Annotated in this window: 19 protein-coding genes and 2 tRNA genes; 12 read left to right on the plus strand and 9 right to left on the minus strand. The window is 65.6% G+C overall.

Features of this window, described 5'->3' with window-relative positions:
- Positions 1–98: 98 nt before the first annotated feature.
- On the minus strand, positions 99–1,550 hold the full coding sequence (locus G391_RS0110230) for a LytR/AlgR family response regulator transcription factor (RefSeq protein WP_029087436.1): 1,452 nt from the start codon (positions 1,548–1,550) through the stop codon (positions 99–101).
- A gap of 129 nt (positions 1,551–1,679) precedes the next feature.
- Between G391_RS0110230 and G391_RS0110235 the strand changes: the two genes are divergently transcribed.
- From G391_RS0110235 to G391_RS0110250, 4 genes are all read left to right on the plus strand, one after another.
- Positions 1,680–3,092, plus strand: a complete 1,413-nt coding sequence (locus G391_RS0110235; protein ID WP_051257291.1) for an alpha/beta fold hydrolase — start codon at positions 1,680–1,682, stop codon at positions 3,090–3,092.
- A gap of 49 nt (positions 3,093–3,141) precedes the next feature.
- Complete coding sequence (locus G391_RS0110240; RefSeq protein WP_029087438.1) at positions 3,142–3,642, plus strand: FKBP-type peptidyl-prolyl cis-trans isomerase; 501 nt, start codon at positions 3,142–3,144, stop codon at positions 3,640–3,642.
- Between the two features lie 89 nt (positions 3,643–3,731).
- Positions 3,732–5,630 (plus strand): M1 family metallopeptidase, encoded by a 1,899-nt coding sequence (locus G391_RS0110245; RefSeq protein ID WP_029087439.1) that lies wholly within the window; start codon positions 3,732–3,734, stop codon positions 5,628–5,630.
- On the plus strand, positions 5,627–5,863 hold the full coding sequence (locus G391_RS0110250; protein WP_029087440.1) for a sulfurtransferase TusA family protein: 237 nt from the start codon (positions 5,627–5,629) through the stop codon (positions 5,861–5,863). Before G391_RS0110245 ends, G391_RS0110250 begins: the two co-directional genes overlap by 4 nt.
- Here G391_RS0110250 and G391_RS0110255 read toward each other — a convergent pair.
- A complete protein-coding gene (locus G391_RS0110255; protein WP_029087441.1) occupies positions 5,832–6,782 on the minus strand; it encodes a YihY/virulence factor BrkB family protein in 951 nt (316 codons plus the stop codon). The two genes, G391_RS0110250 and G391_RS0110255, sit on opposite strands and share 32 nt — an antisense overlap.
- Positions 6,783–6,867: 85 nt before the next feature.
- Between G391_RS0110255 and G391_RS0110260 the strand changes: the two genes are divergently transcribed.
- Positions 6,868–8,223, plus strand: coding sequence for a diguanylate cyclase domain-containing protein (locus G391_RS0110260; protein WP_245572080.1), 1,356 nt, complete (start codon positions 6,868–6,870; stop codon positions 8,221–8,223).
- On the opposite strand, the gene mfd is transcribed toward G391_RS0110260, so the two are convergent.
- Together mfd and G391_RS0110270 are read right to left on the minus strand one after the other, a co-directional pair.
- Positions 8,220–11,678 carry a transcription-repair coupling factor gene (gene mfd / locus G391_RS0110265; protein ID WP_035304262.1) on the minus strand — a complete coding sequence of 1,153 codons (3,459 nt, stop codon included), beginning with the start codon at positions 11,676–11,678 and terminating at the stop codon, positions 8,220–8,222. The two genes, G391_RS0110260 and mfd, sit on opposite strands and share 4 nt — an antisense overlap.
- Positions 11,675–11,941, minus strand: a complete 267-nt coding sequence (locus G391_RS0110270) for an FAD assembly factor SdhE (protein ID WP_035304389.1) — start codon at positions 11,939–11,941, stop codon at positions 11,675–11,677. The genes mfd and G391_RS0110270 overlap by 4 nt, the downstream gene beginning before the upstream one ends.
- A gap of 241 nt (positions 11,942–12,182) precedes the next feature.
- On the opposite strand from G391_RS0110270, the gene recG reads away from it, so the two are divergent.
- Positions 12,183–14,267 carry an ATP-dependent DNA helicase RecG gene (gene recG / locus G391_RS0110275; protein WP_029087445.1) on the plus strand — a complete coding sequence of 695 codons (2,085 nt, stop codon included), beginning with the start codon at positions 12,183–12,185 and terminating at the stop codon, positions 14,265–14,267.
- Between the two features lie 70 nt (positions 14,268–14,337).
- On the opposite strand, the gene tuf is transcribed toward recG, so the two are convergent.
- The 3 genes from tuf to G391_RS0110290 form a co-directional block, all read right to left on the minus strand.
- The gene (gene tuf, locus G391_RS0110280) at positions 14,338–15,528 is read right to left on the minus strand and encodes an elongation factor Tu (protein WP_029087446.1); all 1,191 of its coding nucleotides are present in this window, start codon (positions 15,526–15,528) and stop codon (positions 14,338–14,340) included.
- A 49-nt stretch (positions 15,529–15,577) separates the two neighbouring features.
- Positions 15,578–15,651, minus strand: a tRNA-Gly gene (locus tag G391_RS0110285).
- 40 nt (positions 15,652–15,691) lie between these two features.
- Positions 15,692–15,775: transfer RNA gene (locus G391_RS0110290), tRNA-Tyr, on the minus strand.
- Between the two features lie 145 nt (positions 15,776–15,920).
- Between G391_RS0110290 and rlmB the strand changes: the two genes are divergently transcribed.
- The 6 genes from rlmB to G391_RS0110320 are packed head-to-tail and all read left to right on the plus strand — an operon-like array spanning position 15,921 to position 20,888.
- Positions 15,921–16,784, plus strand: a complete 864-nt coding sequence (rlmB, locus tag G391_RS0110295) for a 23S rRNA (guanosine(2251)-2'-O)-methyltransferase RlmB (protein ID WP_029087447.1) — start codon at positions 15,921–15,923, stop codon at positions 16,782–16,784.
- A gap of 43 nt (positions 16,785–16,827) precedes the next feature.
- A complete protein-coding gene (locus tag G391_RS14545) occupies positions 16,828–17,550 on the plus strand; it encodes a TerC family protein (protein ID WP_051257292.1) in 723 nt (240 codons plus the stop codon).
- Positions 17,551–17,606: 56 nt separating this feature from the next.
- A complete protein-coding gene (locus G391_RS0110305) occupies positions 17,607–18,137 on the plus strand; it encodes a hypothetical protein (RefSeq protein WP_029087448.1) in 531 nt (176 codons plus the stop codon).
- A gap of 50 nt (positions 18,138–18,187) precedes the next feature.
- A complete protein-coding gene (locus G391_RS0110310) occupies positions 18,188–19,543 on the plus strand; it encodes an MFS transporter (RefSeq protein ID WP_029087449.1) in 1,356 nt (451 codons plus the stop codon).
- On the plus strand, positions 19,540–20,337 hold the full coding sequence (mazG, locus tag G391_RS0110315; protein WP_029087450.1) for a nucleoside triphosphate pyrophosphohydrolase: 798 nt from the start codon (positions 19,540–19,542) through the stop codon (positions 20,335–20,337). The genes G391_RS0110310 and mazG overlap by 4 nt, the downstream gene beginning before the upstream one ends.
- Positions 20,334–20,888, plus strand: coding sequence for a DUF1643 domain-containing protein (locus tag G391_RS0110320; protein ID WP_029087451.1), 555 nt, complete (start codon positions 20,334–20,336; stop codon positions 20,886–20,888). The genes mazG and G391_RS0110320 overlap by 4 nt, the downstream gene beginning before the upstream one ends.
- Here the strand turns inward: G391_RS0110320 and hflX are convergent.
- Both hflX and hfq read right to left on the minus strand, forming a co-directional pair.
- Positions 20,885–22,177, minus strand: coding sequence for a GTPase HflX (gene hflX, locus G391_RS0110325; RefSeq protein ID WP_029087452.1), 1,293 nt, complete (start codon positions 22,175–22,177; stop codon positions 20,885–20,887). The two genes, G391_RS0110320 and hflX, sit on opposite strands and share 4 nt — an antisense overlap.
- Entirely contained in the window at positions 22,174–22,425 is a 252-nt protein-coding gene (hfq, locus tag G391_RS0110330; protein ID WP_029087453.1) for an RNA chaperone Hfq, read from the minus strand. Before hfq ends, hflX begins: the two co-directional genes overlap by 4 nt.
- Positions 22,426–22,449: the final 24 nt, after the last annotated feature.

The raw sequence follows: 22,449 nt of genomic DNA on the forward strand, positions 1-22,449 counted from the left end.
TCCGGCTGGGGGCGAGCCAGACCTCGGCGCGTGCGCGCAGGAATCAGAAATTCTGCGAAGGGATCGTATATAGCGCGAAATCAGGCGAAGAAAAGGCCTTAGACCGACGAAATTCCCTCCTCCGCGGTTCCCTCGCCAAGCAGCCGATCAGCATCCAGCCGGTACACACGCCCGACCGGAACATGTCCCGCAGCCCCGAGCATGATGAGCCGCCCCCCACCGGGGCGCACTTCGGCCCCCGTAATATGGCGAGGATTCACAGCGTAGCTTCTGTGAACGCGCACGAATCGCCCTCGCCCCGCCGCCAGGGTCGCTAGCAAGGTGGCACCATTCAGGAGTGTCCGACCATCGGTCAGGCCGACCTCACAATAGTCATCCGCGGCCTTCAGCCAAGCAATGTCGTCGGATCTCAACAGGTGGACCCGACGGCCATCGCTGATCCGGACGACATCGGTGCGTTCAAGCTGGGACGCTGTGGGTGTCTCCGGTGCCTCCGCTGGACGGCGCAGCAATCTCACCTGCTCGACCATCAAGGCTGCGAACACTGCTGCAAGAGCGAGATAGTAGCCGCTGTCCAGAAATCCTGCCCCCTGCGCGAAAGCCAGAACCCCAGCACCGGCGGCCGTCGTCAGGGTCATCCAGGCCGAAGCCGGCCGGGTCCGCAGGCCCGCTGCCGCCAGAATAGCCACCGCCGCTATTCCCACGATCAGGCAGCCTAACGCCTTGGCGTCGAATCCCGGACTGAACAGGAGAACCGCACCAACGATGATCGCGGTCGCCACGGTCGCCAAACCTGTTCTCGCCGGGACAAACCGCCAGGCCGCGTAGCGGGCCATCAAGACCGCAGTCATCGCCGCCAGGAACGCAATCACGGCGATCCGCGCGAGTTGCCACGGATAGGGATAAGGAACAAAGGCCCGAGCCGACTCAATTGCCAATTGCAAGGTCGCTATCGCGGCTATGCCGGCAAGCAGAACGGCCCCGCGCTGGCTTGGGTCGATGAGCGGGACCAGGCCAAAGCCAAGGGCCGCAAAGAACAACAATCCGGCGACAGCGAGGGCCGGCACATAGTCTCTGACCTCAGTTGCCGCCAAATCGGCCGGGGCACCGACTGAAAACTCGTGCACGGGTTGGCGAACGGCCAACCACAAATGATGCGACGTCACCCTCGCCGTCAGCGTGTTTTCACCCTGACGCACCAGCTCCGGCGGCACGGCGACAACCGTTCGGAAGCGACCCGGCTGTTCGTCGGCGGCACTGTCGCCAACAACCCCGCTCTCGCCAATAACGACGCCGTTCCAGCGGACCTGCGAACTTCCCATGGCGACAAGGCGCACAGCCAACGGCCCTGGCGCACCGACGACAAACACACTGCGGGTCAGCGTTATGTCTTTGGCCTCGCCCGCAGGGCGTGGTTCGACCATCGGCGCACAATGGCGCGAGCCGTTTGTCGCACAGATCACCGTTGGCTCTACGCGAACCTCGGCCTGCACCGGTAATGCGGTCATGGCCACCATCAGGGCGAACAGGCAGATCAAGGCGCGCGACATAAGCCAATTCTAGGCTTCTCATCGCCCCCTGTCTGCGTCGTTTACCGATGCTCGCGGGCGTTCACCGAATGGGCCTGTCGTCGTCGCCAGGGTCGGGCTTCATCGGCGAAAATCTTGATTGGAGCTCCCATGCGTTTCGCCTGCCCCCTCGCCTTCATGTTCGCCCTGCTCGCCGCCTCGCCCGTCCTGGCACAGCCGCCGACGGTGGAAGCGTTTGACTACCGCGCCGCCGACGGCCGCACGATCCGGGCCGAACGTGGCGTGATTTATGTGCCGGAGAACAGGGACGACGCGGGTACGCGTCAGATCCCGCTAGCCTGGGTCCGCTTGCGATCCACCGCCGCTGCGCCGGGCGCGCCGATCATCTATCTCGCGGGCGGGCCAGGCGGGTCCGGCATATCGACCCTGGAGGGGCCGCGACAGCCCGTCTTTCTCGCCCTGCTCGAGGTGTCCGATATCGTCTTCTTCGATCAGCGGGGCGTGGGCGCTTCGGGCGCTCTACCGACGTGTACGGCCGAGGCACCGTTCAATTTCCGCCAGCCGCTGACCGAAGCGTCTTACACCGACTATGCCGCCGGCGCGCTGTCGACCTGCGCGACCGTCTGGCGCGAGCAGGGGATCGACCTGTCGGGATACACCACGCCTGAGGCCGCCGACGATGTCGCCGATCTGGCCGCCGCGCTCGGCGCGCCGCGGGTCAATCTGATGGGAATCTCCTATGGAACCCACCTCGCCTTCTCGATCCTGCGTCGGCATCCAGAGCTGATTGACAGGATTGTACTGGCTTCGGTCGAAGGCCCCGACCAGACGGTGAAGCGGCCCGACGCCATCGACGCCGCCTTCGGACGGATCGACGCTGCGATGCCCGATGTGGAGCTGGTTGATCTGATGCGTCGGGTCCACGCGGCCTATGCTGAGCCCCAACCGATGACGGTCCGTAGCCCGGACGGCGAGGCGGCAACTTTTTACATCGACGCTTTCGCCATCCAGATGATGGCCGGCTTCATCGCCAAGAACCCGAGCGGACTGTCCGATCTCGCCATGCTCTATGGTGCCCTGGACCAGGGGGCCGCAGACGCCGTCGCCCCCTTCGTCTACGGGGCCTTTTTCGGCGAGCCGATGACCTTCAGCGGCATGGCCGAGGCAACCGATATCGCGTCGGGCGTCTCCACAGAGCGCCGTCGTCTCATTGCCGAACAGGCGCCGACCGCCCTGCTCGGCTCCGCCGCCAACTTCCCGATGCCGCAGTTGGCCGACCTGTTGCCGGAGTTGGATCTGGGCGAGGGCTTCAGAGAGACGGTGCTGTGGGATGGCCCCGCGCTGATCCTGTCGGGCGACCTCGACGTTCGCACGCCAATGGACGAGCAGGCCACGGCTATCTCCGGTCTGTCAGGGGCTCAGACCATCCTGGTCCACAACGGTGGCCATGATCTGTTCGAGGCACACCCGGACGTGCCGGGCATCCTGGTCGAGTTCTTTTCCGGCAGACCCGTCACAATAGAGCGCCTCGACCTGCCGGCTCCGGTTCTCGAACAACCTTGACCTAGCGGCGGGGGCTCGGCCAAGCCTGGCGGACGTTCAGGAGATTCTCATGTCACGCTCCGCCGCTCTCGCCGCTGTCCTTGTCCTCTCCGGCTGCGCCTCCACGCCCGCAGCGCCCGCCGATCCTGGCCCGCCCTCGCAGGCGGGTTGGGAGGCGGGGCAAGCCGCCTACCTCACCTGGAACGGCACCCGTCGCGGCTGGTTCACCACCGAAAGCGGTCTGCAATACCGCCGCGAGGGTCGCGCCCATCCCGACGGCGCACGCCCCGGCCCGACCGACACCGTGCGCGTCCACTACCGTGGCACCTTCATCGACGGGCGTGAGTTCGACAGCTCCTATTCCCGTAACGAGCCCATCGAGTTCCCGCTCAATCGCGTCATTCCGGGGTGGACCGAAGGCGTCCAGCTCATGCGCGAGGGCGAGACTTTTGACTTCGTCATCCCCGGCAATCTGGCCTATGGCGACCGTTGGGTCGGTGGCGAGCTCATTCCGCCGAACTCCACGCTGGTCTTCCGTGTGGAGCTCATTCGGGTCCTTCCGGCCGCCTGATCCGCGTTCGGACAGAACCTATCGGCACTCTTTCCCGTTAGACGTCGAACCCCTAGAACACCGCCAACCTTAGTCACCCGGGAAGATCCATGATCCGTACCTTGCTTGTCAGCGTCGCCGCCGCCGGCCTTCTGGCTGCCTGTTCCACCACCGCAGGGGCACCGGTGACGCCGCCGACCGCCGAGGCACCGATGGCCCAGCTCGTTCAGGACATCCATTCCTACGCCCAGCCCAACGAGGCCCGCGTCACCGATGTCGCCTTGGACCTGGCCGCTGACTTTGACCGCAAGGTCCTGTCGGGCACGGCCACCCTTTCGGTCCAGACCGCGCCGGACGCCGACGAATTGATCCTCGACGTGCGCGACCTGACCATCCGCGACGTCACCATCGACGGGCGCTCGGTTCCCTGGACCGTCGGCGAGGCTCGCCCCTATCTGGGCAGCCCCCTGACCATCCAGATCACGCCGGACGCGGACCAGGTGATTGTCTCCTACGAAACACGCCCCGGTGCGGCCGCACTGCAATGGCTGTCGCCGGAACAGACCGCCGGCGGTGTCCAGCCTTTCATGTTCAGCCAGGGCCAGGCCATCCTGACGCGCACCTGGGTTCCGACCCAGGACAGTCCCGGCATCCGCCAGACCTATTCCGCTCGCATCGTCGCGCCTGAGGCGCTCAGCGTCGTCATGAGCGCCGAGCATCTGACGCCCGAAGGCGAGCCCGCCGGCCCGGGCATGCGTGCCTGGCGTTTCCGCATGGACAACCGGGTACCGCCCTATCTCATGGCCATCGCGATTGGTGACATCGCCTTCGAGGCCACCGGCCCACGCAGCGGCGTCTTCACCGAGCCGTCCACGCTCGAAGCCTCGGCCGACGAAATGGTCGACCTCGAACAGATGATCGAGGCCGCCGAAGGCCTCTATGGCCCCTATCGCTGGGGTCGCTATGACCTGTTGATCCTGCCGCCGTCCTTCCCGTTCGGCGGTATGGAGAATCCGCGCCTGACCTTCGCCACCCCGACCATCATCGCCGGCGATCGTTCGCTGGTGTCGCTGGTCGCCCACGAGCTGGCGCACAGCTGGTCCGGCAACCTGGTCACCAACGCCACCTGGTCAGATTTCTGGCTGAACGAGGGGTTCACCGTCTACTTCGAAAACCGCATCATGGAACAAGTCTACGGTCGCGACCGCGCCATGATGGAGCAGGTGCTCGGCTGGGACAGCCTTCAGGCCACGCTGGCTGATCTGCCGGCGGCAGACACCCACCTGTTCATCGACCTGGCCAGCCGCGACCCCGACGACGGCCTGACGGACGTGGCCTATGAAAAGGGTGCCTTCTTCCTGCGAACCATTGAGCGCATCGTCGGACGTGACCGGTTTGACGCCTATCTGCGCGGCTATTTCGACCGCCATGCTTTCCAGCCGATGACCACGACCCAGTTCCTGGCTGATTTGCGCGAGCACCTGATCCGGGGCGATCCGGCACTGGAACAAGCCCTGATGATCGACGCCTGGGTCTATGGCCCGGGTCTGCCGTCCAATGTCGAAGAACCGCACGCGGTTGCCTTTGATCGCGTCGATGCGGCCGTGGCGGCCTATGTGGCCTCAGGCAATGCCGCGGCTATCCCCTGGGCCGGTTGGTCTACCCAGGAGCGCCAACGCTTCCTCGGTGAACTGCCGGACGAAATCGCGACGGACCGCCTCGCCTCCCTCGATCAAGCCCTCGGGCTGTCGGCCAGCGGCAACGCCGAAGTTCTCTTTGCCTGGCTGATGATCGCCATTGAGAACCGCTACGAGCCGGCGGTCCCGTCACTCGAGCATTTCCTCACCTCGATGGGACGGCGCAAATTCGTCCTGCCGCTGTTCCGGGCGCTGATGGAAGAAGACACCTGGGGCCAGACGCTGGCGCGCCGCATCTATGCCGAGGCCCGCCCCGGCTACCATTCGGTCACCACGGGATCGGTCGATGCCGTTGTCGGCGTACCGGGGTGAAGGTGATCGATGCGCGCGGGCACAAATGTCCGACGCCGACGCTCAAACTGGGCCGGGCTCTTCGCGATGCTCGGCCCGGTGACCGCCTGGAACTGATCGCTGACGATCCGATGGCGCGAATCGACGTGCCTCACTTTGTGACGCAGACGGGCCACCATCTCGATTCGATTGACGACGAGGGCAGCGCAATCCGCTTTCGCATCACCAGAAGTGACGCGGCTCCGACAGGCTGAGATCGGCCTCGCTCTCGGCCTCCGCGAAATCGTTGGCTCGGCGGTATTCGTGCAGGGCGATTTCGATTTCTGTGGCCAAGGCTCCGCCGAAGAACACAGCGTTCACGTTCCAGCTCAGCCAGATCAGGAACACCACAACCGCGCCGACCGAACCGTAGGTCGCCCCCAGCTCCACCACCTGATCGACGTAGACAGCGCAGGCCCAGGACGCCAACGCCAACAGAATCGCCGCCCCCACGCCGCCGCCGATGGAGGCTCGCCAGGGCACCCGCTTGGAATGCGCCATGGCAAACCGGTAGAGCAGCGTGAGCCCGATCACCAGCCCGGCGAAGGCCCACATCCATTCGCTGTCGAGGCCAAGGCCCTCGAGCGTCTCTGTCTCCTGCGTCTCATGCATCAGGCGGATCGTCAGAACCGCACCCGATACCACCGTCATCAACACGAAGGCACAGATCGCCACGATGAAGGCCAACAAGTTGAACCGGAAAAAGCCGTGCTGATCCGTCTCGTCGTGGATGAAGGTCAGGCCCGCCAGCACGGCCTTGAAACCACGATGGGCCGCATAGGCCCCAACGATCAGCGCCACGGCGCTCTGAGCTGAGATCTTGTGGAACGGTGCCTCAATCAGGCGCTCAACTTCGGACTGGAACAGCCCGCGTGCCGCGTGGGGAACGACCTCAATGAGGGCTTCGGCCTGTTCGAGGCCCACGCCTGTGTTCAGCACCACCTTGAAAAAGGCGATGATCAAAGCAACCGCCGGAAACACAGCCAGCAGGGCGAAGAAGGACACCCCGCCGACGTAAAGCATGACGTCCCTGCCCCAAAGGCGTGCCAGCGCCCGTCCAAGGACACCCAGGACACGAAGGGTGACGTTACGCGGGGTCCGGGACGCGGGAAGCTCAGGCCGAGGATCGGTCATGGGAACGAAATCCCCGGTTTTGGTCTTTCGATCAACCCCATTGCGACGATACCATTTCCGTTCGGGATTGCGTAAGAACCGTCACATGCGCGAAACGCCTGACGCCATGCCGCTCTCCGACGTCCTTCTGGGGCCTTCCCCTCGCGCACGAATTCTCATTCTTGCGGCACAGGATGACCTGGCCGGCGGTCTGTCGGACGGCCTCGACGGCCTCGGCTGGCAGACGGTGACGGCTCGCTCCGTCGAGGCCGCCGAGCGTGCCGTTTCGGACATGGCTATCGAAGGCGTCATCGTCGATGCCCGCACCGGCTATCCACCCGGGCTTGCCGTGAGGCTCAAAGCCGCCGCAGGCCCGCGTCGTGTTCCGGTCGTTCTTCTGGGCGGGCACGACAACGACGCCGACCTGCACATGACCCCGCCGGTCCATCCGGCTCAGGCCGCCCTTCGATTGGAGCATCTGGTTCGAGCCGCCGTCGCGAGCGAAGAATTCGAGCTGCGACGCGAGACGTTCAAGGATCAGGGTGTCGACCTGACGCCGGCACCGTCCCAGATCGTGCGGCGCGTCCTCGTGGTCGGGGAACCTGACCCTCGGTTCCTGGCTCTCGCCAATGTCCTGGAGAGTGCCGATGTTGAGCTCACCGCCGCGCTCACGCCGTACACAGCTTTCGACTACCTGCACGAAAGAGAGTTCGACGCCGTTCTGCTCTGGGGCGGGGCCAGGCGAACCGAGGCCCTGTCGATTGCCGCCGGGATCAAGCGAAACACCCGCCTCTATCACTTGCCGGTCGTGCTCTATCTCGGATCTGACGCCGACATCAGCCTGGATGAGGTCTTCGGTCGTGGTGTGGCCGACGTTGCCTCGCCTGATACCCCCATCGAAGAAACGGCCCAGCGTGTTCTGGCCCTGGCCGATGCCTATCGCCGGCATCAGACGATACGCGAGATCCTTGAACGTGCCCGAAACTCGGGGCTGATGGACCCGGCCACCGGCCTGTTCACCCGCGAACTGTTTGCCAGCCACCTCGCGCGTCTGGCAGCGGCGTCGACCAAGCGGCACCGCCCGCTGTCGGTCTGCGTCCTCCGCGTGGCCAGTGAAGAGGGGGTCGATCAGGCCCGCGCCGGAGGCTGGGTGGATCGAGCCATGCCCCAGATCGGCGCGATGATCTCGCGTTTGGTCCGGTCCGAAGATACCGCCGCCCGGCTCGCTCCCGAGGTCTTTGCTGTCGCCCTGCCGGCGACCCGGCTGGGCGAGGCCCGCCTCGTCTCCGAGCGTATCGCCGCCGTCATCGGATGCACGGCGTTCCACGCCGGCGAGGATCGCACGCCGTTTGTCGTGACCTTCAATATTGGCGAGGCCGAGCGCCTTCCCGACGAGTCGCCCATGTCGCTGCTCGAACGCGCGGCTCAGGCGGCGGAGAAGGCAACCGAGCCCGTCGGCTAGGCGGCCAGCGCCGTCTCGGCCAGCTTGCGTGTAATCCGTTCGGCCGCCGCCAGACGTTCGACCGCTTCTGGCCATTCCCCCTTGATGACGACCTTCTGGTCGGGCCGGACCTTCCAGGCCCCGTGCGAGCCCTGAATGGCCTGAACCAGCCCCACGGGATTGGCGAACATGTCATGGCGGAAGCTGACGACCGCCCCCTTGGGGCCGACATCGATCTTGGCCACATTGGCCTGTCGACACAGCCCCTTGATCGCGACGACCTTGAGAAGCTGATCTGCTTCAGCCGGCAAGGGGCCGAAACGGTCGATAAGCTCGGCTGCCAAGGCTTCACGATCTTCGGGTTGTTCCGCCTCGGACAGGCGCCGATACATCGCCAGCCGCACATTCAGGTCGGGAATATAGGCCTCGGGAATCAGCACCGCCGCGCCGGCATTGATCTGAGGCGACCACCCGCCCGCGTCATCAAAGGCCGCCCCCGGCTCAGCGCGTAGCGCGTTCACGGCGTCCTCAAGCATCTGTTGATACAGTTCGACCCCGACTTCGCGGATATGGCCCGACTGCTCCTCGCCCAGCAGGTTGCCACCGCCGCGAATATCGAGATCGTGGCTCGCAAGTTGGAAACCCGCTCCCAGGCTATCGAGCGACTGCAGGACCCTCAGACGACGTTGGGCGCTCTCGCTCAACACGCGGTTCACCGGCGTTGTCAGATAGGCAAAGGCCCGAGCCTTGGACCGCCCGACGCGCCCGCGCAACTGATACAGCTGCGCCAGACCGAACATCTCGGCCCGGTGAACGACCAGGGTATTGGCCGACGGCACATCGAGCCCACTTTCGACAATCGTGGTCGACAACAGCACATCGAACTCACCGTCATAGAAGGCGCTCATCACCCCTTCCAACTGCGTCGCCGACATCTGGCCGTGACCGACGACGACCTTCACCTCGGGCACCTGTTCGCGCAGGAAGGCCTCAATGTCGGGCAAATCCTTCAGCCGCGGCGCGACGTAGTAGCTCTGACCGCCGCGATACTTCTCGCGCAGCAGCGCCTCGCGCACCGTCACCGGATCAAACGGCGTGATGTAGGTTCGCACCGCCAGCCGGTCGACCGGCGGTGTGGCGATGATCGACATTTCTCGAATGCCCGACAGCGCCAGCTGCAGCGTGCGCGGGATCGGCGTCGCCGTCAGCGTCAGCATATGGACATCCGCGCGCAGCGACTTCAGCCGCTCCTTATGCTTGACGCCAAAGTGCTGCTCCTCGTCGACGATCACCAGGCCCAGGTCCTTGAAGCCCACCTGCTCGGACAGCACCGCATGGGTGCCGATGACGATCTCGATCTCGCCCGACTTCAGGCCCTCTCGCGTCTCGGAGGCTTCTCGGACCGGAACCATCCGCGACAGTTGCCGGATCTTCACCGGCCAGCCAGAGAACCGCTCAGAGAAGGTGCGGAAATGCTGACGCGCCAGAAGGGTCGTCGGACAGACGACCGCCACCTGACGCCCGGACATGGCTGTGACGAACGCAGCGCGCAGCGCCACCTCGGTCTTGCCGAAGCCGACGTCCCCACAGATCAGGCGGTCCATGGGCTGCCCCTTGGCCAGATCCGTCAGGACATCAGCAATGGCATTGAGCTGGTCTTCTGTCTCTTCGTAGGGGAAGCGGGCACAGAATTCGTCGAACAATCCGTGCGGCGGGTCGATCGCCTCGCCCGTTCGCAGCGCCCGTTTGGCGGCAAGCGCGATCAGCCCTTCGGCCATGTCACGCAGGCGCGCCTTGGCGCGGGCCTTGCGGGACTGCCAGGCCGCGCCACCGAGGCGGTCCAGTTGCACCTCGTTGTCCTCCGAGCCATAGCGGGTCAGGAGATCAATATTCTCTACAGGCAGATACAGTCGGGACTTCTCGGCGTACTGGAGCTCCAGGCAATCGTGTGGCGCTTGCTGAACATCCAGGGTCTTCAGGCCCTCGTAGCGCCCGATGCCGTGGTCGATATGCACCACCAGATCACCCGGCGTCAGGCTCGAAGCCTCCGCCAGGAAGTTAGAGGCCCGCCGCTTCTTACGCGGTCGCGCCAGCCTGTCGCCCAGAATGTCCGTCTCGGAAATCACGGCCAGATCACCGGCCACAAAGCCATGCTCGACCGGAAGCACAGCGCGCTGGATCTCGCTCAACGGCCTGTTCAGCGCCGCAGCCCAGTTCGGAGCCAGCGGAACATTCGTCAGGCCATGGTCGGCCAGCATGGTACCCAGTCGCTCGGACGACCCCTCTGACCACGATGCAAACAGCACCCGCTTGCCCTGCCCCACCAGATCACGGGCATGGTTGGCCACGGCCTCGAACAGGTTGACGCTGTCTTGCGCGCGCTCGGCCGCGAAGGTCCGCCCCTCAACACCGCCGACATCGACGACCGCCGGCCCGTGGCTGTGGAAGGCGCTGAACCGACGCCAGGGCAAGGCCGTCAGCCGCTCGTCCCACTCATTCGCCGTCAGATAAAGGGACGCCGGCTCCAGCGCACGATACGGCTGACCGACGCGCCCGATGTCGCGTCGCGCTTCAAACGCATCCTCGATGGTCGCCAGGCGCTCGGTCACCGCATCACCGGCCAGGGTATCCAGCAGGACCACCGCACCCGACGGCAGATAGTCGAAGACCGTCTCCAGACGTTCGCTGAGCAGGGGGAGCCAATGCTCCATGCCCTGACGCCGCACGCCCTCGGAAACGGCCTGATAGACCGGATCATCGGCACCGGCCCCGAACCGCTCAAGCCATCGGGTCCGAAAACGCGAGATCGAGGCCGCATCGAGTTGAACCTCAGAAACGGCCAGCAGCTCCACATCGGTCAGTTGTCGCGTCGACCTTTGGGTTTCCGGGTCAAAGCCACGGATCGATTCCAGTGTGTCCCCGAACAGATCCAGCCGGACCGGCTCGGCGGCAGCCGGCGGGAAGACGTCGATCACCCCGCCGCGAATAGCGAACTCGCCTCGCTCCGAAACGGTTGATGCTCTCTGATAGCCATTGATGGAGAGGTGTCGCTCCAGTTCGCTGATATCGACAACCCTGCCCACGCGCGTGGACCACGCAGCTCTCTGCATGACCGACCGTTCAGGCACACGCTGGACAGCAGCGGCAACCGTCGCGACCACGAGCAACGGACGGGATTCCATACCCCTGGCCAGACGGGTCAAGGCAGCCATCCGTTCCGCCGCAACACCGGGCGACGGGCTCACCCGGTCATAGGGCAGACAGTCCCAGGCAGGCAGACGTAGGACCTCAAGGTCCGGCGCAAAGAAACCAAGTGCATCGACGAGCGCATTCGCACGCTGGAAATCGCGCGCCACGAACAGGCCGACGCCTCCCCGCTGACGCAGAACATCGGCCGCGACCAATGCATCGAAGCCCTCGGGCGTGCCGGCCAACTCCAAGCCGCCCGGATCGCTGACGATGCGGGGGTCCGTCACGACAGGGCCTCGCGACCGAAGACGATCACCTGATCCAGCATCGGCCCGGCAAACGCTGGATCGGGTGCCTCCGTGCCCAGGATCCAGGTCCACAGCTTGTCATCCGGCGCTTCCAGCAGGGCCTCAAAGTCATCAAGCTCAGTCGCGCTCATGGTTGCGAGGCGTGCATCAGCGAACGCCCCCAGCACGAGGTCGCACTCTCGCATGCCCCGTCGCCAGGCGCGGTATTTCAGGCGCTGCACACGCGAAACGTCATCGGCCACCGGTTTTATCCGTCCGTTCTCAAGCTCATTGGAGCGGATGAAATAGGCGTTCTTCCCTCCCGACGCCACCCGAAAGCACTGCTTCGTCGCGTCCTTCGTGATCCCTTCGTGCTCTTTGTGAAGAACCCGATCTCGCCGTGCCGTCGCTGCCTCATCACGACGATCACAAAGGAAGCGCCACGTTCACGACGTGACCGTGGATTGCACCACAAGGCCATCACGTATCGGCTATGCTCCACTCATGCGGCCCCAGATTCTGTTCCCGCTGTTCGCCGACAACGACACCCTCAAGGGCGTCGGCCCGCGCGTGCGTCCGGCGCTCGGCAAGATCGCCGGCCCGCTGGTGCGCGACGTCGCCTTCACCCTGCCGCACAACCTGGTCCAGCGCCGCCGCATGACCGCCGCCAGCGCCATCGAGGGCGAGGTCGGCATCTTCGAAATCCAGATCGACCAACACATCCCCAACCGCAAACCCGGCCAGCCCTACAAGGTGCGCGGCTTCGACGACACCGGCTGGGTCCACCTCGTCTATTTCAAGACCTATGGCGACAGCCTTTTGAAAAGCCTGCCGGTCGGCGCCCGGCGGGTCATCTCCGGCAAGGTCGAACGCTATGGGTCGGAGGTCCAGGTCCCGCACCCGGACTATGCCGTCATCCCTGAGAAGCGTGACGACATCCCGCGCAGCGAGGCGGTCTATCCGGCGGGCGGCGGTCTTTCGTCACGCCAGGTCCGGCGCTTCGCCCTGGAGGCCCTGGCCCAGACGCCCGCCCTGCCGGAATGGCAGGACCCGGCCTGGCGCGCCAGACAGGGCTGGTCCAGCTGGCGTGACGCGCTGGAGGCGGCTCACCATCCCCGTGCCGATTCCGACCTAGAGGCGACGGCCCCCGCCCGCCAACGTCTCGCCTATGACGAACTGCTGGCCCACCAGTTAGCCCTGGCCCAGCGCAAGCGCGCCCGTCGCCGGCTGGCTGCACCGGTCATCACGCCCGGCCCGCTGTCCGCCGCCCTGGAAGCCGCCCTGCCCTTCGAGTTGACGGGTGCCCAGGCTCGCGCCGTCTCCGAAATCCGCGCCGACCTCGCCTCGGGCACCCGCATGGGTCGCCTGCTTCAGGGTGACGTCGGCTCAGGCAAGACCGCCGTCGCCCTGCTGGCCATGGCCTCGGCGATCGACAGCGGCTTTCAGGCGGCATTGATGGCCCCGACCGAAATCCTCGCGCGCCAGCATCACGCCAATCTCGCCCCCCTCTTCGCCGAGGCCGGGATCGACTGCGTGCTGCTGGTCGGGCGCGACAAGGGCGCGGCGCGGCTGCGCGCCCTGTCCGGGTTGGCCGACGGCTCAACGCCGGTCGTCGTCGGCACCCACGCCCTGTTTCAGGAGGCGGTCACCTTCGCCAATCTCGGCCTGGCCATCGTCGACGAACAGCACCGCTTCGGCGTGGCCCAGCGCAACCTGCTTCAGGCCAAGGCCGGGTCCGGCGAGGGCGGCGCCCACCTCTTGACCATGTCGGCCACGCCGATCCCGCGCACCCTGGAGCTGACCCAGTACGGCGATCTGGACGTCTCGCGCCTCGACGAAAAGCCGCCGGGCCGCCAGCCGATCACCACCTCCGTCCTGCCGATGGACCGGATGGAGGCCGTGCTCGAGCGCCTCGGCCAGGTCATCCAGACCGGCGCCCAGGCCTATTGGATCTGCCCACTGGTCGCCGAAAACGTCGAGGTCGATCTGGCGTCGGCCGAGGCCCGCGCCGTCGCCCTCAAGGCCCGCTTCGGCGACCGCGTCGGCCTCGTTCACGGCCAGATGCCCGGCGCCGAGCGCGAGGCCGTCATGGCCGCCTTCGCCGCAAATCAGCTGTCGCTGCTGGTCGCCACGACCGTGGTCGAGGTCGGGGTCGATGTGCCCAACGCCACCATCATGATCATCGAACAGGCCGAACGCTTCGGCCTGGCCCAACTTCACCAACTCCGCGGTCGCGTCGGTCGGGGATCCGGCAAGTCGGCCTGCGTCCTGCTTTACGACCCGCCGCTCAGCCAGGTCGCGCAAGGACGCCTCGAGGTCGTGCGCTCGACCGAGGACGGGTTTCTCATCGCCGAACAGGACTGGGCCATGCGCGGCGGCGGCGACCCGCTGGGCCTGCGCCAGGCCGGCCTGCCCGCCTACCGCTTCGCCGACCCCGTCGCCCACCGCGACCTCCTGCTCGCCGCCGCCGACGACGCCCGCCTCCAGCTCGCCCGCGACCCGGACTTCTCCAGCGAGCGAGGAAAGGCGTTAAGGGTGCTCAGCGAGTTGTTTGATTGGAAGCCAGACCGGGCCGAGCGCGCCGACTGACAAAGCAAAAGGCCCCGGCGTTTCCGCCGGGGCCTTCGCTTGTTCTGAGGTCGTTGGACCGTCGAGTGGACTACTCGATGATCTTGGCGACGACGCCGGCGCCGACGGTGCGGCCGCCTTCGCGGATGGCGAAGCGCAGGCCCTGGTCCATGGCGATCGGGGTGATCAGCTCAACTTCCAGCTCGGCGTTGTCGCCCGGCATGATCATTTCCACGCCGTCCTTCAGCTTGATGATGCCGGTCACGTCCGTCGTGCGGAAGTAGAACTGCGGGCGGTAGTTGGTGAAGAACGGCGTGTGACGCCCACCCTCTTCCTTGGTCAGGATATAGGCCTCGGCCATGAACTTGGTGTGCGGGGTGATCGAACCCGGCTTGCACAGGACCTGACCGCGCTCGACGTCCTCGCGCTTGGTGCCGCGCAGCAGCACGCCGACGTTGTCGCCCGCCTCGCCCTGATCCAGCAGCTTGCGGAACATCTCCACGCCCGTGCAGGTCGTCTTCTGAACCGGACGAATGCCGACGATCTCGATTTCCTCGCCGACCTTCACCACGCCCTTCTCGATACGACCGGTCACAACCGTGCCGCGGCCCGAGATCGAGAACACGTCTTCCACCGGCATCAGGAACGCCTGATCCACCGGACGCTCCGGCTGCGGAATGTAGTCGTCAACCGTCTGCATCAGCTTCAGAACGGCTTCCTCGCCGATCGCCGCATCACGGCCTTCAACCGCCGCCAGGGCCGAACCAGCCGTGATCGGAATGTCGTCGCCCGGGAACTGGTACGAAGACAGCAGCTCGCGCACTTCCATCTCAACCAGCTCAAGCAGCTCGGCGTCGTCGACCATGTCGACCTTGTTCAGAAACACCACCAGAGCCGGAACACCGACCTGACGCGCCAAGAGAATGTGCTCGCGGGTCTGCGGCATCGGACCGTCAGCCGCCGACACCACCAAGATCGCGCCGTCCATCTGGGCGGCACCCGTGATCATGTTCTTCACATAGTCCGCGTGACCCGGGCAGTCGACGTGGGCGTAGTGACGGTTCGCCGTCTCATATTCCACGTGCGCCGTGTTGATCGTGATCCCGCGCGCCTTCTCTTCCGGCGCCGCGTCGATGTCCGCATAGGCCATCGCCTTGGCTCCACCGGCCTTCGCCAGCGTCATCGTAATCGCCGCCGTCAGCGTCGTCTTGCCATGGTCAACGTGACCAATCGTGCCGATGTTGCAATGCGGCTTCGTACGTTCGAACTTTTCCTTGGCCATGGCCAACTACTCCTAAAGCCGCCGGCGGCGGATTGGTTCGCAAAAAGAATGGAGCGGGTAGACGGGATCGAACCGACATCCTCAGCTTGGAAGGCTGCTGCACTACCATTGTGCTATACCCGCGCCGGTCCAAGGCATCTCTTCTCAATCTCGCTCCGGCGCGTGGTGGGGGAAGTAGGACTCGAACCTACGAAGCTTACGCAGGGGATTTACAGTCCCCCCCCTTTGCCGCTCGGGACATTCCCCCAGCGCGCTCGGTGCGAGATTTGAAGCGCCCCGCCCTCGCCTGACGACGAAGTCGGAACGGAGGCTGGTGACCCGGCGAACGCCCCCTTATAGGAACGACACCGGACCTCGAAACCTCAGGGCCCCAAATCGGAGGCCGTCTTATAGTGGCGACCATGCGCGAACGCAACGACCGTAAGAGCGGTAAAAAACAAGGGCCGAAACAACGTCCCGAAGGCCAGCGCGAGCGTGGCTGGAGCCCCAAGCCGGACAGCGATTCTCGCCCTCGCGAACCGCGCCGCATCGATGCGGATCACCTGATTTGGGGACGCCACGCGGTCCTGGCCGCCTTGGCCAATCCGGCCCGCAAGGGCATGGGGCGATTGATGGTCACAGCCGATCGGGCAACGGAGATCGAATCTGGTCGCCTGGCACCGAACGGGCACAAAGCCGAGATTCAGGAAGCCCGCGCGCTCGACAAGCTCTTGCCTCCGGGAGCCGCCCACCAGGGCTTCGTCTTCAAGGTCGCACCGTTGGACGGGGTCGCGCTGGAAGATATCGCCCACCCCGCCTCTGGCGTGATCGTCATGCTCGATCAGATTACCGACCCGCAGAACGTCGGCGCGATCTTCAGGTCGGCGCTCGCTTTCGGCGCACGCGGCATCATTGTTCAGGATCGCCACTCCCCTGCCCTTGCCGGACCGCTGGCGAAAGCGTCGGTCGGCGCGACCGAGCGTCTGCCCCACGCGCGCGTGACGAATCTGAGCCGCGCGCTTGAGAAGCTGTCTGACCTGGGTTGGCGGGCCGTGGCGCTCGACGGGGCGACCGAATTAACTCTTGAAGACGCCCTCGACGGCCAACCCACCGTTCTGGTGATGGGCTCTGAAGGCGATGGTGTCCGCCGGCTGGTCGCCGAACACTGTGACGCCGTGGCACGAATCCCCATGCCCGGCGGCTTCGAGAGCCTGAACGTCTCCAATGCTGCCGCCGTCGCCCTCTACGAGGCCGCACGCGCGCAGCGGCGCGTCTGAGCTATATCTTGCCGTGCCGCGGGACCTGACCTAGAGCGACATCATGGATTTCATCACCAACTTCTTCACCTCCCCCGAGTTCACCAGCCAGTTGGTCGCGCTGGGCCAGGTCCTGATGATCGACCTGGTGCTGGCCGGTGACAACGCTGTGGCTGTCGGCCTGGCGGCTGCAGCCTTGCCGGTCGAACAACGGCGCCGGGCGATCCTGGTCGGGCTGGCCGCCGCCGTCATCATGCGGATCGGCTTCGCCCTGATCACGGTTCAGCTGCTGGCCATCGTCGGTCTGCTTCTGGCGGGTGGATTCCTGCTCTTGTGGGTCTGCTGGAAAATGTGGCGTGAGCTTCAGGAGCAACGCACCCATGACCAGGCCGAATCGACTGAGGAAATGGAACGTGCCCTGGCCATCGAGCGCGGCGAAGGGCCGTCTCCCGAAGAACTGGGTATCAAGCGCAAGACGTTCGGCGCAGCCCTCCTGCAAATCATGATCGCTGACCTGACCATGAGCCTGGACAATGTGCTGGCTGTCGCCGGGGCCGCGCACGAGCATCCGTGGATCATGGTTTTTGGCCTGATGCTGTCCATTGCCCTGATGGGTGTGGCGGCGACATTCATCGCGCGGCTGCTCAACCGGCACCGCTGGATCGCCTACGTCGGGCTGGTCATTGTCGTCTTTGTCGCCCTGCGCATGATCTACGACGGCTCTTACGATGTCTTCCTGGATCTGGGTTGGGCCTGGCCGACCTGGCTCCCGGCCGGCGGGCACTAGGCCCTTTCGTCCACCGGCGTTCTGGGGGACTATGCCGCCAACGCGGAGGATGCCCCATGTCGATCAGACTTGCTGGACTTCTAGTCTTCAGTGCCGCCCTCGTTGCCTGTGCCCCGGACGCGAGTTCGCAGTATCCCGACGGCACTGAACCCGAAGCCGCCCCCCTCGATCCCGCCGCGACAGACAGCGTTGCGGGTCCGGCCGCGCCGGAACTGAACAACGAAGTCAGCGCAACCGACCCCATCCGCCTGGCCACCATCGGTCCGGCTAACACGACCCTGAGCGAACAGGTCGGCCAGAGCGTCGCCATCAACCCCGAGATCTTCAGATCCGAAGGCGACTGGGTTTTCATCTATGGGCCGGTTCGCAACATCGACGGCACGTCGATTGACTGGGGCACGACCAACATGGCCCAGGCCGCAGCCGACGGAATGATGGACGGAGATCTCGGCATCGTTCTGCTGAACTGGCACGACGGCGACTGGCGTGTCGTTGAGGCCGTCATCGGCCCGACCGACGTGCCGCAGGGCGGCTGGCCGGCCGAACACCATGTGTCACCCGCCCTGGTCGGGATGGAGGGCGGCTAGCCTCGCTGAGGGAGCGCGACACGCGGCCACGACTCCGCTAGATCGGATTTATGAGCGATCCGGCCCCTCCCGCCGCTGAGCGGCGTTCGAACTGGACCCTGGCGGCCTTTGCGGCCAGTTGCCTTCCCTATGCGGCTCTGGGCCTCCCCGTCTATGTGACCCTGCCGGAGTTCTACGCCAGCCACGTCGGCGTGCCTCTGGCTGCCGTCAGCCTGGTGTTCCTGATCGTCCGACTGGCCGACATCGTGGTCGATCCCTTCCTCGGCATGGTGATCGACCGGACCTCCACAAAATGGGGGCGCTATCGCGTCTGGATGGCGGCGGGTGCGCCGATCCTGATGGGCTCAGTGGCCATGCTGTTCTTCGCCCGCGAAGGTGCGTCGGCGCTCTATCTGACGGCCTGGCTGGTCGTGATGTATCTCGGCTATTCCATCAGCCTGCTCAGCCAGATGAGCTGGGCTTCGGTCCTTTCGCCCGACTACGATCAGCGCAGCCGCATCTACGGCTGGTGGCAGGTCGCCAACATTATCGGGGTTCTGGCCGTCCTGGCGATACCCGCCGTCGTTCAGGGGATCATGGGCGGCACCTATATCGACGCCGTGCGCGCCCAGGGCTGGTTCATCATCGGCCTCTTGCCCGTCGCCCTGTTCTTCACCCTGCGCTTCACGCCCGAGCCGTTGAATGCGGCTCCGCCCCCGCACGGGGGCCTGAAGTCGACCCTGGCCCTGATCGCCAAGCCCGTCCTGCGTCGACTGCTCGTTTCCGACCTGCTGCTCGGCTGTGCGCGCGGCCTGATCGGCGTGCTGTTCTTCTATTTCTTTGAACAGGCGCGCGGCTTCGACCGCGAGCAGACCTCGATCATGCTGCTGGTCTATTTCGTCGCCGGTCTGGTCGGTGCCCCGATCTGGGCGGTTCTGGCCACCCGCATCGGCAAGCACATGTCCCTGGCTGTCGCCTCGGTCTTCTTCGCCGTCAGCTTCGCCGCCGCCACCCTGCTGGTGCCGCCGGGTGCCTTCGGCCTGGCGCTCGGGGCCATCTTCTTCACCGGTCTGGCGTTCGGTTCCGGCGACCTGTTGCTGCGCGCCATGATGGCCGATGCGTCCGACGTGGTCCGACTTGAGGACGATGCCGACAAGACGGGCCTGCTCTTCTCCATTCTCAATGCCACGTCGAAACTGGGATACGCCTTTTCGGTCGGGGCCTTCGCGGTGCTGGAATGGATGGGCTTCCAGGCCGAGACGGGAGCGGTGAACACCCCGCAGGTCATCGCCGGCCTGAGCTGGCTGTTCATCGCCGTTCCAGCGGTCCTGTTGTTGGCGACGGCATGGGTGGTGCGGCTTTATCCTCTGACGGAGGAACGTCATCTGGTCGTGCGTGAAGACCTCGCCCGCAGGGCGCTGCGATGAGCGACCAGACCGATCGTCTCAACCGGATCATGGCCCGACTGCGCGATCCTGAAGGGGGCTGCCCGTGGGACACCGAACAGACCTTCGACACCATTGCCGCCTACACAATCGAGGAAGCCTATGAGGTCGCTGACGCCATTCAGCGGCGTGACTTTGCAGATCTCAAGAGCGAGCTAGGCGACCTGCTGTTCCAGGTCGTCTTCCATGCCCGCATGGCCGAAGAACGGGGGCTGTTTGTCTATGAGGACGTCGCCCGGGCCATGGGCGACAAACTCGAACGCCGTCATCCCCATGTCTTTGCCGATGAAGCTGCCAAGCCCGACGCATGGTCCCAGAAGGCCCGCTGGGAAGAGATCAAGGCCGAGGAACGCAAGGCCCGCGCTCAGCATGGCGTGCTGGACGATGTGCCGGTGGCCCTGCCCGCGCTGGCCCGCGCCGCCAAGCTGACCAAGCGCGCCGCCCGCGTCGGCTTTGACTGGCCCTCCACCGCCGAGGTCGTCGACAAGCTGGATGAGGAGGTCGCCGAACTGAAGGCTGAACTCGCCGCCGGCGACATCGAGAAGGCCGCCGAAGAACTGGGCGACCTCCTGTTCGTCATGGCCAATCTCGCCCGCAAACTCGGCGTCGAACCCGAAGACGCCCTGCGCGCCGCCAACGCCAAGTTCGTGCGCCGGTTCGCGTTCATCGAGGCCGAACTGGCGAGGGACGGGCGGACGCCGGAACAGTCGGATCTGGCAGAGATGGACGGCCTGTGGAACGCGGCCAAGGCTGCAGAGCGCGAGCCCGCAACATGAGCGCCGACAGTCACGACCCCGGCGGCAAGGTGCGCCTCGCCCTGATGGACGGCGTCAAAGGCGATGCGACCTTCAGCGACGACGGCCGCTATCGTCACCTCATGCGCCGCTGGCTCGGTGGGACCTTCCCCGACCGCTACATCCTGTTCATCGGCATGAACCCCTCCACCGCTGACGCCACGGTCAACGACCCCACGTGCGCGCGCGAATGGACCTTCGCCCAACGCGAAGGCTTTGACGCCATGGTCAAGGCCAATGTCGGCGACTACCGGGCCACCCATCCGAAGATGCTGCTTGAGCCGGGTGTCGTGGCGTCCTCGCCCGTCAATCTTGCGACCATCCGCCAGGCCGCCGCCGGGGCCGCCAGGGTGGTTCTGTGCCACGGCAAACTCAATCGCGCGCTGGTTCCGGCGGGGCGCGACCTGGTTCGGGCCCTGGGCGAGGACGGCATCGATATCTGGTGCTTCGGCGTCAATGCCGACAACAGCCCCAAACATCCGCTCTATCTGCGAGGCGACACGCCGCTGGTCCGGTGGAGACCGAGCGTCTAGCCAATCATCCGCTCAAACCGCCCCAGCGCCGCCGTGTGCAGGCGCACCTTGACCCGCACCCGGCCCTCGTCGTCCGCCTCGCGGCTGAGCACGCGGCCGTTCTGATAGAGCCAGGCCAGCGCCTCTCCCTGCGACGGGTCCAGCGTCAGCTCGATTTCCGGCTCATCGTCGATTAGGGCGGCGATACGTTCGCGCAAGGCTTCAACGCCATCGCCCGTCACCGCCGACACCGCCACGGCCCGGCCATCGGTGTTCAGCGCCCGCGCCACCGTCAGGCCGCGCTCGTCGGCGTCCACCAGGTCGATCTTGTTCCAGACCTCAAGGATCCGGCGCGGCTTGCCCTCGGCCTCAGGGATGCGTTCCAGCACCGCCTCGACGTCGCGGGCCTGGGCGGCGCTGTCGGGGGACGCGATATCGCGCACATGCAGGATCAGGTCAGCCTCGGCCACCTCCTCCAGCGTGGCGCGGAACGCCTCGACCAGTTCGTGCGGCAGGTCAGAGATAAAGCCCACCGTGTCCGAAATGATCGCCGGCCGGCCATGCGGCAACTGGATCGTTCTCTGGGTCGTGTCCAGGGTCGCGAACAACAGGTCCTTGGCCATCACCTCGGCGCCCGTCAGCCGGTTGAACAGCGTCGATTTGCCGGCGTTGGTATAGCCGACCAGCGCCACCGTCGGATGCGGAACCTTGCTGCGCGCCTTGCGATGCAGACCGCGCGTGCGCCGCACTTCTTCCAGGTCCGCCTTCAGCTTGACGATCCGGTCGGCGATGATCCGCCGGTCCAGCTCGATCTGGGTTTCGCCCGGACCGCCGGTCTTGCCCAGTCCGCCGCGCTGGCGCTCCAGGTGGGTCCAGGTGCGCACCAGTCGCGACCGCTCATAGTCCAGCCGTGCCAGTTCGACCTGCAGCTTGCCTTCGGCGGTGCGGGCGCGCCGGGCGAAAATCTCGAGGATCAGCCCCGTCCGGTCGATGACCTTGGCCTCCCAGGCCTTCTCCAGATTGCGCTGCTGGATCGGCGTCAGGCTGTCGTCCACGACCACCACATCGGCCTCGACCGCGTGACGCAGAGCCAGGATTTCATCGACTTTGCCGCGTCCGAACAAGGTGGCCGGCGTCACCTTGCGGATACGGGCAACCTCGGCGGCGCGGACCTCAAGGTCCAGGGCCGCGGCCAGGCCGATCGCCTCTTCGAGGCGGACGTCCGGATCACGATCGGAGCCGTGCCGCTCCGGATGAATGACGAGCGCCGAGACGACCGGCGGGGCGTGATCAACGAGGGGCTTGCTCACGCATCCCCATCGTCGACTTCGGGCTCAAACAGTTGCACCGGTGCCGATGGCATGATGGTCGAGATCGCGTGCTTGTAGACCAGTTGGCTGGTCCCATCGCGGCGCAGCAGCACGCAAAAATTGTCGAACCAGGTCACGACCCCCTGCAGTTTGACGCCATTGACCAGAAAGATGGTCAGCGGCGTGCGGGTCTTGCGGACGCTATTGAGAAAGGTGTCCTGCAGGTTCTGCTTCTTGTCGCCGGACATATCGGCTGTCTCCATGGATTGAGG

The sequence above is a fragment of the Brevundimonas aveniformis DSM 17977 genome (assembly GCF_000428765.1).
In the GTDB taxonomy this organism is placed as follows: Bacteria; Pseudomonadota; Alphaproteobacteria; order Caulobacterales; family Caulobacteraceae; genus Brevundimonas; species Brevundimonas aveniformis.